15 protein-coding genes are annotated in these 12,401 nt (G+C 67.5%); 8 read left to right on the forward strand and 7 right to left on the reverse strand.

All coding sequences use genetic code 11. The features are described from left to right. Window positions 1-9: 9 nt before the first annotated feature. The gene (locus N415_RS02030) at window positions 10-372 is read right to left on the reverse strand and encodes a DUF732 domain-containing protein (protein WP_068176689.1); all 363 of its coding nucleotides are present in this window, start codon (window positions 370-372) and stop codon (window positions 10-12) included. Between the two features lie 120 nt (window positions 373-492). On the opposite strand from N415_RS02030, the gene N415_RS02035 reads away from it, so the two are divergent. Beyond that, the gene (locus N415_RS02035) at window positions 493-849 is read left to right on the forward strand and encodes a hypothetical protein (RefSeq protein WP_068176691.1); all 357 of its coding nucleotides are present in this window, start codon (window positions 493-495) and stop codon (window positions 847-849) included. Window positions 850-886: 37 nt separating this feature from the next. Here N415_RS02035 and N415_RS02040 read toward each other — a convergent pair whose 3' ends face one another. Then, window positions 887-1,561: a TetR family transcriptional regulator gene (locus N415_RS02040; RefSeq protein WP_068113139.1), complete on the reverse strand. Its 675-nt coding sequence runs from the start codon at window positions 1,559-1,561 to the stop codon at window positions 887-889. Between the two features lie 70 nt (window positions 1,562-1,631). Between N415_RS02040 and N415_RS02045 the strand changes: the two genes are divergently transcribed. The 4 genes from N415_RS02045 to N415_RS02060 are packed head-to-tail and all read left to right on the forward strand — an operon-like array spanning window position 1,632 to window position 5,480. After that, window positions 1,632-2,726, forward strand: coding sequence for a ferredoxin reductase (locus tag N415_RS02045; RefSeq protein WP_068176693.1), 1,095 nt, complete (start codon window positions 1,632-1,634; stop codon window positions 2,724-2,726). A 25-nt stretch (window positions 2,727-2,751) separates the two neighbouring features. Then, a complete protein-coding gene (locus N415_RS02050; protein WP_068176695.1) occupies window positions 2,752-3,858 on the forward strand; it encodes an acyl-CoA desaturase in 1,107 nt (368 codons plus the stop codon). 54 nt (window positions 3,859-3,912) lie between these two features. Further along, window positions 3,913-4,437: an SRPBCC family protein gene (locus N415_RS02055; RefSeq protein ID WP_193376383.1), complete on the forward strand. Its 525-nt coding sequence runs from the start codon at window positions 3,913-3,915 to the stop codon at window positions 4,435-4,437. Further along, the gene (locus N415_RS02060) at window positions 4,437-5,480 is read left to right on the forward strand and encodes an LLM class flavin-dependent oxidoreductase (protein ID WP_068176702.1); all 1,044 of its coding nucleotides are present in this window, start codon (window positions 4,437-4,439) and stop codon (window positions 5,478-5,480) included. Before N415_RS02055 ends, N415_RS02060 begins: the two co-directional genes overlap by 1 nt. A 75-nt stretch (window positions 5,481-5,555) precedes the next feature. Here the strand turns inward: N415_RS02060 and N415_RS02065 are convergent, their stop codons facing one another. Beyond that, the gene (locus N415_RS02065) at window positions 5,556-6,659 is read right to left on the reverse strand and encodes a DUF1214 domain-containing protein (RefSeq protein WP_068176703.1); all 1,104 of its coding nucleotides are present in this window, start codon (window positions 6,657-6,659) and stop codon (window positions 5,556-5,558) included. Continuing rightward, a complete protein-coding gene (locus tag N415_RS02070; RefSeq protein WP_068176705.1) occupies window positions 6,656-7,231 on the reverse strand; it encodes a TetR/AcrR family transcriptional regulator in 576 nt (191 codons plus the stop codon). Before N415_RS02070 ends, N415_RS02065 begins: the two co-directional genes overlap by 4 nt. Window positions 7,232-7,259: 28 nt before the next feature. Here N415_RS02070 and N415_RS02075 point away from each other — a divergent pair, with 28 nt between their 5' ends. Both N415_RS02075 and N415_RS02080 read left to right on the forward strand, forming a co-directional pair. Then, window positions 7,260-8,504 carry a sulfotransferase gene (locus N415_RS02075; protein WP_068176707.1) on the forward strand — a complete coding sequence of 415 codons (1,245 nt, stop codon included), beginning with the start codon at window positions 7,260-7,262 and terminating at the stop codon, window positions 8,502-8,504. 26 nt (window positions 8,505-8,530) lie between these two features. Continuing rightward, window positions 8,531-9,421 carry an alpha/beta hydrolase gene (locus N415_RS02080; protein WP_068176708.1) on the forward strand — a complete coding sequence of 297 codons (891 nt, stop codon included), beginning with the start codon at window positions 8,531-8,533 and terminating at the stop codon, window positions 9,419-9,421. Window positions 9,422-9,433: 12 nt separating this feature from the next. On the opposite strand, the gene N415_RS02085 is transcribed toward N415_RS02080, so the two are convergent. Together N415_RS02085 and N415_RS02090 are read right to left on the reverse strand one after the other, a co-directional pair. Next, the gene (locus N415_RS02085) at window positions 9,434-9,646 is read right to left on the reverse strand and encodes a TOBE domain-containing protein (RefSeq protein WP_067157920.1); all 213 of its coding nucleotides are present in this window, start codon (window positions 9,644-9,646) and stop codon (window positions 9,434-9,436) included. A 90-nt stretch (window positions 9,647-9,736) separates the two neighbouring features. Then, a complete protein-coding gene (locus tag N415_RS02090; protein ID WP_068176711.1) occupies window positions 9,737-10,348 on the reverse strand; it encodes a TetR/AcrR family transcriptional regulator in 612 nt (203 codons plus the stop codon). 127 nt (window positions 10,349-10,475) lie between these two features. On the opposite strand from N415_RS02090, the gene N415_RS02095 reads away from it, so the two are divergent. Beyond that, complete coding sequence (locus tag N415_RS02095; RefSeq protein ID WP_068176855.1) at window positions 10,476-11,816, forward strand: cytochrome P450; 1,341 nt, start codon at window positions 10,476-10,478, stop codon at window positions 11,814-11,816. Between the two features lies 1 nt (window position 11,817). Here N415_RS02095 and msrA read toward each other — a convergent pair whose 3' ends face one another. After that, window positions 11,818-12,333, reverse strand: coding sequence for a peptide-methionine (S)-S-oxide reductase MsrA (msrA, locus tag N415_RS02100; protein ID WP_068176713.1), 516 nt, complete (start codon window positions 12,331-12,333; stop codon window positions 11,818-11,820). Window positions 12,334-12,401: the final 68 nt, after the last annotated feature.

The following is a 12,401-nucleotide window of genomic DNA, read 5'->3' on the forward strand; positions in this document are numbered from 1 at the left end:
AGAAATCGGCTAGGAAATCGGCACGTTTGTCGGCCCACTGGCCATGTATTGGTACTGCGGGCAGTAGGCGGTGATGGCCGACGCGGTGAATGACGCGCTGTCGGCGTTGGACCAGTTGGTATAACCGGCCACGCCGGCTACGACGTCGTTCATCGGTTCGCCCGGGTTGGCGGCGAGCTGGTCGCACACGTAAGCCCTGGCCACGAACATCGCGTTGTCGACGCTGCCGTACTGGATGCCGTTGCCATCGAGGGCCTGGAGGAAGGAGTCGTCTGCGGCGTCGGCCAGGGCCGGCGCGGCAAGCCCGATTCCGCCGATCACCGCACCAGCCCCCAAAATGGCCGCTGCGACCGGAGTTGCACCAAAGAACATGTGCCGCGACTCTCTCGCTCAATGAAATTGCCCGGAAGATCGCAGCGTATGCGTCTGCGGGGTCGGTCACATCGGGAATTGCGAAAGTTTAATCGCCGGGGCCAGGGGCAACCGATCCGTATGGCTATCGACAACGGCGACTTTCCCGAGGAGGGCGGTCCCGGCGACACCCTCAACCCGAGCGAAGGCACCGACTCCGACGAGCTGCGCAACGACGACGGCGACATCGTCGTCGATCCGCCCGAGGGCTGGAGCGAAGCCGACCGGTTCGGGATGACGGCCCGTGAAGAGCGGGAGGGCGAATCCCTCGACCAGCGGCTGGCCGAAGAGGAGCCGGACGTATTAACCGGCGCGCCCGCGGCGGTCGACCCGACCGACGACGGTGGCCCCGGGCGGGCCCACCGGGCCCAAATCGACGGCACTCCCGAGGACGGCGAATCGCTGTACGAGGTCGTCGACGAACAGACCGATGTTTAGTGCTCGGTTGTTCACTCCGTTGACGAAGTGACCGTCGCTAAGGAGCGCTTCGCCAGCCGGCTATGCCGATGGTGATCATCCGCAACTGCTTGACGGCGAGCCGCCGGATGTCTTCCAGTGCCTCGGTGGTCTGAGCATCCTCGATCGCCTCGGCGATGACGATCATCGCGTTCACGAACAGGGTCGCGAGGACGTTGAGGTCCTCGGTGCTCCACTCGTTGAGCCTGTTGAAGCGGGCCAGGTCGGTGGCCAGTTCGGAGGTGATCAGCCGCAGCTCGGTGCGGATGGCGTAGCGCAGCACGGTGACCCCGCCCGAGCGTTCCCGGTAGATGAACCGCCAGTGCTCGCGGCGATCGGTGATGCTGGCGATGACGGTGTCGACCGAGGACTCGATCACCCGGTTCGGATCCAGCCGGCCGGTCCGCGCACCGCGCAGGGTGTCGCGCAGGGTGCGAAACGACTCGTCGATCAGCACCAGCCCAAGAGCCTCCATCGACTCGAAATGGCGGTAGAAGGCCGCGGGCACGATCCCGACCTCGCGGGTCACCTCGCGCAGGCTCAGGCTGGAAAAGCTGCGGTCCTGCAGCAGCTTGAGGGCCGCGGCGATGATGGCGCGGCGCGTGGCCTCCTTGCGCTCCTCGCGCGACGGGTTCTCGCGTGAGCGCTCGCGACCCGACCGATGCGGGCGTGAGCTAGGAGTACGGCTGTTCACTATGTGAACCCTACCACAAACGGGCACTAAACCCTTGACTACCTGCGGGAGCCGGACGCACGGTGTACATATGTTCACTCAGACTTCGACCCGGAACCTCGCGCAAACCCTGCGCAAGCGCGTCCTGGGCTCAGACCTGTTAGACCTCCTCACCGGTCCGCACGGTGTGGACCGCTACACCGAGCTGGTGGCGCCGACCTGGACGCTGGGCGAGGCCCGCGCGAAGGTCGTCGACGTGCGCCGCACCACGCCGCGCAGCGTCACCCTCACGCTCGCTCCCAACGAGGCCTTCGCATCGATCCACACCCTCAAGGCGGGCCAGTACGTCAACCTCGCCGTCGACATCGACGGCCGGCGCCACACCCGCTGCTACTCGCCGGCCAACGCCGAAGGCAGCGCCAACCTCGAGCTGACGATCGGTCACCACGACGGCGGGGTGGTGTCGAGCTATCTGTACGAACGGGCCCGCCGCGGCATGGTGGTCGGCCTGGCCGGCATCGGCGGTGACTTTGTCCTGCCCGAGGCGCGCCCGCACCGGATCCTGTTCGTCTCCGGCGGGAGCGGCATCACGCCGGTGATGGCGATGCTGCGCACGCTGATCGCCGAGCACCATCGGGGCGAGGTCGCGTTCGTGCACTACGCCCGCACCCCCGCGGAGGCGTGCTACCGCGAGGAACTCGCCGCCCACAACGATCGGCCCGGTGTGCGCGTTCTGCACGGCTACACCCGCTCGGGCGCCGGCGACCTCGCCGGGCGCTTCGGGCCGGAGCACCTGACCGCCGCGATGCCCAACCCCGATGTGGTGTTCGTCTGCGGGCCAACGGCTTTGGTCGAGGCGGTGCGGGGGCACTGTGACAACGTGTACACCGAGAGCTTCGTGCCGCCCGTCCTCGACGCACCGGCGAACCCGTCGGGCGGGCGAATCACGTTCGCGGACAGCGGGATCGACGTCGTCGACGACGGTCGCTCGCTTCTGGAGCAGGCCGAATCGGCCGGCCTGACGCCGCAGAACGGCTGCCGGATGGGCATCTGCCACACCTGCACGCGGCGCAAGACCGGCGGAACGGTGCGCAACCTGATCACCGGCGCGGTGTCGACCCAACCCGACGAGGACGTGCAGATCTGCGTGTCCGTGCCCGTCGGTGACGTCGACCTGTCTCTCTAGGTTCCGAGCCTTGAAAGGAAGAGCCATGACACAGAACACGATCACCCTGACACCCGAGCAGGCCGAGGCATTCGGCCGCGAACTCGACGCCATCAAGGAACGCGTGATGGCGGACCTGGGCGAAGCGGACGCCGACTACATCCGCCGCGTCATCAAGACCCAGCGCGCGCTGGAGGTCGGCGGACGCGCGCTGCTGTTCCTGCCGCCGGCGTGGCCGCTGGGCACCGCGATGCTGGGCGTGTCGAAAATCCTCGACAACATGGAAATCGGGCACAACATCATGCACGGCCAGTACGACTGGATGCGCGACCCCACGATCTCGGGCCGCACGTTCGAGTGGGACACGGCCTGCCCCGCCGATCAGTGGCGGCACTCGCACAACTACATGCACCACACCCACACCAACATCGTGGGGATGGACCGCGACATCGGCTACGGCATCCTGCGGATGAGCGAAGACCAGCGGTGGCACCCTTACTACCTGGGCAACCCGGTCTACGCGTTCCTGCTGATGGTGCTGTTCCAGTACGGCGTCGCGCTGCACGAGCTGGAAACCGAACGCATCCGCTCCGGTGAGATCCGGCTGCGCGACAAGCGTGAGGTGCTGCAGGAGATCTGGAAGAAGACCCGGCGCCAGACGCTCAAGGACTACGTCGCCTTCCCGCTGCTCGCCGGGCCGTTCGCACCGTTCGTCTTCGCGGGTAACCTGTCGGCCAACCTGATGCGCAACGTGTGGTCGTACATGATTATCTTCTGCGGCCACTTCCCGGACGGCACCCAGGAATTCACCGTCGAGGAGACCAAGGACGAATCCCGCGGCATGTGGTACTTCCGCCAGGTCCTGGGATCGGCAAACCTCACCGGAGGCAAGCTCTTTCACCTGCTGTCCGGCAACCTGTCGCACCAGATCGAGCACCACCTGTTCCCGGACATGCCGGCTCGCCGGTACGCCGAGATCGCACCCGAGGTGCAGGAGATCTGCCGGCGCTACGGCATCCCCTACAACCGCGGCCCGCTGGCGCGGCAGTTCGGCACCGTCGTCCGCAAGATCGTCAAGCTGACCTTCCCGGACTCTTGGGTGTGGAAACCCAGTGGCGACCACCCCGCCGATCGGCTTCCGGTCGCCGCATAACGTATGAGTCCCGTTCGGTCCCGAGGCATTGCCTCGGGACCGTTCGGGGGGACAATGAGGTCCGTGGAATGGACCGGCGCACGCTACGCGGATACCCCCACCGTGGAAGCCTCGACGTGGATCGACGCCGACCCGGAGCGGGTGTGGGATCTGGTCTCCGACATCGAGCTGATGCCGACGTTCAGCAGCGAGCTGAAGGCGGTGGAGTGGGCCGACGGCTCGGACCGGCCACGAATCGGCGCCCGCTTCGTCGGACACAACGAGCACGACGCGTTCGGCCAGTGGAGCACCACCTCGCAGATCGTCGCGTGCGATGCGCCACGCGTATTCGCCTGGGCCGTGGGCGAACCCGACAATCCCTCCGCGACCTGGCGATTCCGGTTGACGCCCCGCGACGGCGGCACCCTGCTGAGCTTTTGGATGCAGATGGGACCGGGGCGGTCCGGGCTGTCGGTGGCCATCGACTCGATGCCGGACAAAGAGGAAAAGATCGTCTTCGTGCGCATGCGGGAGTTCGAGGGGGCGATCGGCAAGACGCTCGCCGCGCTCAAGAGGCTCGCCGAGCACGGGGTGCGTTGATGCGCACCGCGACAACGGTCGAATTGTCCCGCGCCGCAGCCGAAGTCGTCGAGTTTGCCGTCGAGGCGGAAGGGCTGGGCCTCGACGTGTGCTGGGTGGCCGAGGCCTGGGGCGCCGACGCGCCCTCGGCGCTGGGCTACCTCGCGGCGCGGACCGAGAGGATGCTGCTCGGTTCGGGCGTCCTGCAGCTCGGCGTCCGGTCGCCCGTCATGGTCGCCCAGACCGCGATCACGCTGTCGAACCTGTCGAACGGGCGGTTCCTGCTCGGCCTGGGGGCGTCGGGCCCGCAGGTGATCGAGGGCCTGCACGGCGTGCCGTTCGACCGACCGCTGGCGCGGATGGCCGAAACCGTCGACATCGTGCGGCAGGTGTTCGCGGGGGACAAGATCTCGCACTCCGGCAAGGAGTTTCAGATTCCCCGGCCCGGCGGTGAGGGGGTGCCGATGCGACTGTCGACCCGGGCCGAGCACGCGATTCCGATCTATCTGGCGGCGCTGTCACCGGCGATGCTGAGGCTGACCGGGCGCATCGCCGACGGATGGCTGGGCACCAGCTTCGTTCCGGAGGGGTCCGGCGACGCGTATTTCTCCCACCTCGACGACGGGCTGGCCGCCGCGGGCCGAACGCGCGCCGATATCGACATCTGCCAGGGAGCCGAGGTCGCCTTCGCCGCCGACGAGGACGAGCTGCGCGGCATGATCGCGGGCCGCAAGAAGGACCTCGCCTTCAGCCTCGGCGGCATGGGCTCGTCGAGTACGAATTTCTACAACCAGGCCTACAGCCGGCAAGGCTGGGCCGAGATCGCGGCCGAGGTTCGGGAGCGGTGGCAGCGGGGCGACCGTGACGGCGCGGCCGGGTTGGTGACCGATGAGATGGTGCTGGCCACCACGCTGATCGGAACCGAGGAGATGGTCCGCGCGCGTCTCGCCGTCTGGCGCGACGCCGGCGTCGACACCGTGCGGCTGTATCCCGCCGGGGAAACGCTAGAGGCCAAGCTGGGCACTCTGGGCCGAGCCATCGAGCTGGTCCGCGAGGTCGGCTGATATCTCGACCGTGGGGGGTATGGACGAATTCGAGGCGGTTTTCGTACTTAGGCCACACACTCGGCGGCCGGCAACCTAGTACGGCTGCGTCGGTGCCTCGGCTGCCTTCACCAGTTTCACCTCGGGCCGCGCCGGCACGCCGTCGGCCAGGAACCACCGAAACGCGAGGTTGCCGCGCGGATAATCCAGCGTGGTCAGCGAATTCGGGTGGGTCGTCATGCCCCGGGACAACACGATCGTCACCGAGCCGTCGCCGTTGAGCACGGCGCTGCTGCCGTTGACCGAGCACCGGGCATCGGCCGCGCCATAGGTGGCCATGAACTGGTTCCACACCACCATGTTCCAGAACCGGCAGGCCGGCGGTCGGTGCGTGATGACCAGCGCCTCGTCGTCGTCGAGCACGAAACTGCCGTAGGAATAGCACGCGTCACGCGCCGACCAGCCGAAGTTGGCGTCCGGCACCTGGTAGGGATCGGCGAATTCGTTTGCCGCATGGGCGGTCTCGTGCCCGAGCGCGTGCTCCTTGTCCGCTCGAGTGCCGACGGCCAGCGGCACGATGGCGAACATCGTGCGCAGCCAAGTGGCCGCCGCCCGGAGGCTCGCCGCGGTCTCGGCGTCGCCGTGCCGGATCGGGTCCGGCTCGTCGAGCGCCTCGATGTTCCACACGACCGGGCGGCCGGTCAGCGGGTCGGCCTGGTAGTCGCGGGTCATCAGCACGGCCGCGTCCGGTGTCGGAGGGAATTCGAAGCTGAAGTTGCCGTCGGCGTCGACATCGAGGTCGCTGTCGCGGACGATCGCGACGACCCGGTCCGACCACGCACCGGGCGAGGGTTCGTTGTAGGCCGTCACCGAAAAGTACACGCTGTCACCGCGATTGCCGCTGATGCGGTAGCGCCGCTTCGGGTCGACCGGGCACAAAAAGTAGTAGGCGTCGGTGTTGTCGCCTCCCCACCGACGGTCGCGCCGAAACGGCGTGTTCACCGCGACGAACTGCGGGCGGCCGGGCTCGGGGAACAGGTAGGCGTCGAAGGCCACGCCCAGTGTGGCGGCAAGCATGCGGTAGCCGTCGGCGATGTGGCGATCGTCGGTGACGGCGCGGTCGCCCTCGAGGAAGGAGCGGTCGAGGGTGCCGAGCGTGGCGAGCAGCTCCTGCCACGCGGCCGTCGAGTCGTGCGTCATGTGCTGATTCCCTTCAGTAGCAGCGTGGTGGTGCGGTCGACCCACGCGTCGTCGAGTTCCTTGGCGCGGGTGAGCAGGGCAACCAGAATCAGGCCCGCGACGGCCTCGGCGAGTTCGGCGGCGCTGACGTCGGCCCGCACCTCGCCCCGCGCGGCCGCGGCCTGCAGCCACTCGGCCAGGCCACCGGCGATGACGTCGGCGAACCGCTCCAGCAGCGCCGAATGCAGGGTCGGGTCGGCGGCCATCTCGCCGACCAGCCCCGGCAGTGCCGCGCGGGCTGCCGGCGTCGTCAGGAAAGCCATTGCGCGGCGGACCATTTCGCGCAGGTCGTCGGGCAGCGATCCGGTGTCGGGAATCGCGGTCGCAGCACCGATCGGGAACACCGCCTCGTGCACCAGGTGCGCCTTGCTCGGCCAGCGCCGGTAGATCGCGGGCTTGCTGGTGCCGGCCCGTTCGGCGATCGCCGAGACCAACAGGCCCGAGTAACCGGTTTCCGCCAGAAGTTCGACGGTCGCGCGCAGCACGGCGGCGTCGATACGCGGGTCACGGGGTCGGCCAAAGTCTATCGTCATTACGAAACTCAGAGTAACATAAGTCGCCGTGACCGAAGCCGTTCGCTCAGTTCCCCTCGACGACCTGGCCCTGCCCCGATTCAGTGCCGAGGCCCAACAGATCCTCGACATGATGGCCACCATGGCCGCGGACTGTCCGCTCGATGCCGACGCCCTGCACTTGCACGCCAGTGCCGATACCGGCCTGAACGATTTCGGCGCGGACGACTACCGAGAACGACTCGACGTCTACCTCGCCGACCTGAGGTCCATCGACGGGCTGCATCCGGCCGGGGCGGTCAACTTCTTCGCGCAGTTGGTGCAGCTGCTGAAGAACCGGCTGCTGTTCACCGACCTGCTGCGCCGGCATCCCGAGATCGACGACATCGACCTGCAACCACCGATCGTGATCGCCGGGTTGCCCCGCACCGGCACCACCCACCTGCACAACCTGCTCGCCGCGGCGCCCACGTTTCGCACCATGCCGTACTGGGAAAGCGTCGAACCGTTTCCCTTGCCGGCTGAGGCGGGAATCGAGCCGGATCCACGGCGCACCCGGATGGACGTCGGGGTCTCGGTCATCAACACGGTAATGCCCCATTTCCCGCTGATGCACGAGATGACCACGGACCACGTGCACGAGGAAATCCAGCTGCTCGCCAACGACTTCTCGACGATGCTCTTCGAGACCCTCGCCGAGGCGCCGCGCTGGCGCGGCTACTACCAGGCGCACGATCAGACGCCGCACTACCGCTACCTGGCCAGGCAGCTCAAGGCCATGCAGTTCCTGCGCGGCGGGCGGCGCTGGCTGCTCAAGTCGCCGCAGCATCTCGAGCAGGTGCCGGTGCTGGACCGGGTTTTTCCGGGCAGCATCGTGGTGTTCACCCATCGCGATCCGGTCCCGGTGGCGCTGTCGATGATCGCGATGATCACCTACTCCGCGCGCATGCACCGCTCGCCCGTGCCGGTTGGGCAGATCGCGGAGCAGTGGGTCGACCGCCTGGATCGCATGCTGAGCGCGCTGGTCCGCGACCGCGACACGATCGGCCCCGAACGCTCGGTCGACGTCCGCTTCGATGACTTCATGGCCGATGAGCTCGGTGTGGCGGAGCGGGTCTACGGGCTGGCCGGCGAACCGTTCACCGACCCGGCGCGCACGGCGGTCGCCGGCTACCTGGCGGGGCATCAGCGCGGCCGGCTGGGCAACGTCGAGACGTCGTACGAGATGTTCGGGTTGACGGAGGACGCCCTGCGGGAGCGCTTCGCGCCATACGTCGACCGGTTCCTGAGCTGAGGCGGCGGTCGGCTACGTTTCAACGCATGGTCGCTATGCCCGCGTTGAACGGTGTCGAACACAGGTACGTGGAACTCGGCGACGGGGTGACGATCCACGTAGCCGACGCGGGCCCGGCAAACGGGCCGGCGGTGATGCTGGTGCACGGCTTCCCCCAAAACTGGTGGGAATGGCACGATTTGATTCCTCCGCTCGCCGCCGACGGCTACCGGGTGCTGTGTCCCGACCTGCGCGGCGCGGGCTGGAGCTCGGCGCCCCGGTCGGACTACCGCAAGAACGACATGGCGGACGACCTCGCCGCGGTGCTGGACCGGCTGGGGGTGGCCACGGTGACGCTCGCCGCCCACGACTGGGGTGGGCCGATCGCGTTCATCATGATGCTGCGCCACCCGGAAAAGGTCACCGGCTTTTTCGGCATGAACACCGCTGCGTCGTACCTGAAGCGCGACATTACGATGCTCCGCAACATCTGGCGGTTCTGGTACCAGGTCCCGATCATGCTGCCGGTGATCGGTCCGCGTTTGATCGGCGATCCCAAGGCGAGGTTCTACCGGCTGCTGGCGTCCTGGGTCGGCGGTGGTTACCTGGTGCCCGAGGACGACGTCCGCTTCTACATCGAGTGCATGCGCCAGCCGGGGCACGCGGTGGCCGGTTCGAAGTGGTATCGCACTTTTCAGACGAAGGAGCTGCTGGGCTGGATGCGCGGCGAATACGACGACGCCCGCGTTGACGTGCCGGTCCGCTGGCTGTGTGGAACGAAAGACCCGGTGCTCACACCGGACCTGGTGGACGGGTACGGCGACCGGATAAGCGATTTCAAGGTCGAGCTGGTCGACGGCGTCGGGCACTGGATCGTCGAGCAGCGACCGGAGCTGGTGCTCGACCGGCTGCGCGCCTTCCTTCGCGGCGAAACGTAAACCGCTGCAGCGCTATTCGACGCCGATAGTGACTTCGGTGGACTTGATGAACACCGTCGCGGGCTGACCGACGGCCAGTCCGAGGTCGACCGCCGCGTCCTTGGTGACCGAGGACGTGACGATCTGATCGCCGCCGTCGAGCTTCACCTTCACGATCGCCATCACGGCGCCGAGATCGACCTCGGTGATGGTTCCTTTGAGTTGGTTCCGGGTCGATAGCCGCATCGCGTCCTCCGTCTGTGGGTTCTGCGAAGAGCCTAGGCCGGCGACGATGCCCGCCGCGGAGTGGCGGCAGGAGGAGGCGGGCAATCGAGCCTAGGCACGCGGCCCGAGCAGGGCGATGGACGCGTCCACCGCGGGCTCGACGATTTCGCGCACCGGCCTGCCATCCTCGACCGCCAGCGCGGTCAGCTCGCGCAGGCCACCCAACAGGATCACCGCCAGCGGCGCGGTCAACGGCGGCAGCTCCGCGCGCCGGAATCCCGGGCTGGCGCTGAGGTCGATCAGCAGGTTGGACAGCAGCTGCAACCCGCGGCGCTGGACCGGGCGGGCGACCGCACCCAGCGACGGAAGCTCCCGAATCCAGCTGAGGGTGATGGCCGGGCGCGCCTCGATGTGCCCGACATAGGCCTCGACGGCCTGACGAATCTGCCGGTGCCAGTCCGCCTCCGGGTCCACGGCCGCGGCGATGCTCTCGCCCAGCCTCTCGATGTCGGCCCGCAGCAACTCCAGGAAACACTCCTCCTTGCTCGCGAACTGGTCGTAAAAGGTGCGCTTGGACGTGCGGGCGTGGCGAACGATGTCGGCGACCGTGCTGGTCCGGTAGCCGCGCTCCCCGATCGCGGTGGCGAGGCCGTCGAGCAGCCGGAGTCGAAAGGGATCCGACGAAGGGTCGGCCACGACCGCGTCGTCAACCGCTGATGTCACGGACGCCCCCTTCGGTGAATACGGCACCCTTGTCAGGCCTGGTACCACAGAGTACCGTATCGGGAAAGGTTTGGTACACCGCGGTACCGCCCGAATCCGGGCGATGGATATGGGGAGCAACAACGCAATGAGCGACGTCGTCATCGCCCCGTCGGGGCCCCCCGCCGTCCGAATGCCGCCGACGGCCCGAATCCCAAAGCCGCTGTCCGGCATCGGCTTCGCGATCTCGCGGCGCGGGATGATCAAGCGGTTGGCGAAGCGCTACGGCAACGTCTTCACCCTTACCATCCCGATTTTCGGTCGCGCCGTGATCGTGTGTGACCCGCAGCTGGCGAAGCAGGTGTTCACCACCAGTCCCGAGGAGCTCGGCAACATTCAGCCCAACCTGAGCCGGATGTTCGGCTCGGGCTCGGTGTTCGCGTTGGACCGCGACGAGCACCGGCAGCGGCGACGGCTGTTGGCACCGCCGTTCCACGGCAAGAGCATGAAGAACTACGAGGCCATCATCGAAGAGGAGACCCTGCGCGAGACGGCCAATTGGCCGGAGGGCCGGCCCTTCCCGACGCTCCCGTCGATGATGCGCATCACGCTCAACGCCATCCTGCGCGCGGTCTTCGGCGCCGACGGCGCCGAACTGGACGAGCTGCGCCGTCTCATCCCGCCGTGGGTCACCTTGGGCTCACGCTTAGCTGTATTGCCGAAACCCGAACGGACATATGGCCGGTTCACCCCGTGGGGCCGCCTGGACTGGTGGCGGCGCCAATACGACGTCATCATCGACAAGCTCATCGCCGACGAGCGGGCCGATCCGAACTTCGCCGAACGCACCGACGTGCTCGCGCTCATGCTGCGCAGCACCTACGACGACGGATCTGCGATGTCGCACAAGGACATTGGTGACGAACTGCTCGCGCTCCTGGCCGCCGGGCACGAAACGACGGCGGCCACGCTGGCGTGGGCGTTCGAGCGGGTGACCCGCCACCCCGACGTGCTGGCCGCCCTGGTGGAGGAAGCCGACAACGGCGGGAGCGAGCTTCGCCAGGCGACGATCCTGGAGGTCCAGCGGGCCCGGACGGTCATCCTCTTCTGCGCCCGCCGCGTATTTCCGCAAACCTTCCAGCTCGGCGAATGGGTCCTCCCCCAAGGTGATTCGATCATCGTGAGCATCTCGCAGATCCACGACGATCCCGACGTCTATCCGGACCCGGAGCGCTTCGACCCGCAGCGCTACATCGGGGGCAAGCCGTCGACGTTCGCGTGGATCCCGTTCGGTGGGGGCACCCGCCGCTGCGTGGGGGCCGCGTTCGCCAACATGGAGATGGACGTGGTGTTACGAACGGTGCTGCGCGACTTCACAATCGAGACCACGACGGCGCCGGGCGAGCGTTGGCACTCTCGCGGGGTCGCCTATACCCCCAAGAACGGCGGGCGCATCGTCGTCCACCGGCGGCAGGCCGCAGAGGGCTGAATCAACTGCCGGCGGCCGCTCGGCGCGGCAGCTTCCAGCCGGGACGCACGAAGTGGCAGGTGTACCCGTTGGGGTAGTGCTGCAGGTAGTCCTGATGCTCGGGCTCGGCTTCCCAGAAGTCGCCCGCGGGGCTGACCTCGGTCACGACCTTGCCTGGCCACAGGCCCGACGCCTCGACGTCGGCGATGGTGTCCAGCGCGACCCGCTTCTGCTCGTCGTCGACGTAGAAGATGGCCGAGCGGTAGCTGGTCCCAATGTCGTTGCCCTGGCGGTTCTTCGTGGTCGGATCGTGGACCTGGAAGAAGAACTCCAGCAGCGTGCGGTAATCGGTGACAGCAGGGTCGTAGACGATTTCGATGGCTTCGGCGTGCGTGCCGTGATTGCGGTAGGTCGCGTTGGGGACGTCGCCGCCCGTGTAGCCGACCCGGGTCGAGATGACGCCGGGTTGCTTGCGGATCAGGTCCTGCATGCCCCAGAAGCAGCCGCCGGCGAGAATCGCCTTTTGAGGATCGGTCATGATTGCCCCTCCTTGCCGTCTCGCTACCCGTAGTCGCGTGCAACCCGAAGCGATCCTCCGATTATTCC

Source organism: Mycobacterium sp. UM_CSW, from assembly GCF_000455205.1.
Lineage (GTDB): Bacteria > Actinomycetota > Actinomycetes > Mycobacteriales > Mycobacteriaceae > Mycobacterium.

Coding starts and splice junctions, on each gene's coding strand:
- N415_RS02030 (WP_068176689.1), bottom strand. CDS start 372: ATGTTCTTTGGTGCAACTCCGGTCGCAGCGGCCATTTTGGGGGCTGGT.
- N415_RS02035 (WP_068176691.1), top strand. CDS start 493: ATGGCTATCGACAACGGCGACTTTCCCGAGGAGGGCGGTCCCGGCGAC.
- N415_RS02045 (WP_068176693.1), top strand. CDS start 1,632: ATGTTCACTCAGACTTCGACCCGGAACCTCGCGCAAACCCTGCGCAAG.
- N415_RS02050 (WP_068176695.1), top strand. CDS start 2,752: ATGACACAGAACACGATCACCCTGACACCCGAGCAGGCCGAGGCATTC.
- N415_RS02055 (WP_193376383.1), top strand. CDS start 3,913: ATGAGGTCCGTGGAATGGACCGGCGCACGCTACGCGGATACCCCCACC.
- N415_RS02060 (WP_068176702.1), top strand. CDS start 4,437: ATGCGCACCGCGACAACGGTCGAATTGTCCCGCGCCGCAGCCGAAGTC.
- N415_RS02065 (WP_068176703.1), bottom strand. CDS start 6,659: ATGACGCACGACTCGACGGCCGCGTGGCAGGAGCTGCTCGCCACGCTC.
- N415_RS02070 (WP_068176705.1), bottom strand. CDS start 7,231: ATGACGATAGACTTTGGCCGACCCCGTGACCCGCGTATCGACGCCGCC.
- N415_RS02080 (WP_068176708.1), top strand. CDS start 8,531: ATGGTCGCTATGCCCGCGTTGAACGGTGTCGAACACAGGTACGTGGAA.
- N415_RS02085 (WP_067157920.1), bottom strand. CDS start 9,646: ATGCGGCTATCGACCCGGAACCAACTCAAAGGAACCATCACCGAGGTC.
- N415_RS02095 (WP_068176855.1), top strand. CDS start 10,476: ATGAGCGACGTCGTCATCGCCCCGTCGGGGCCCCCCGCCGTCCGAATG.
- msrA (WP_068176713.1), bottom strand. CDS start 12,333: ATGACCGATCCTCAAAAGGCGATTCTCGCCGGCGGCTGCTTCTGGGGC.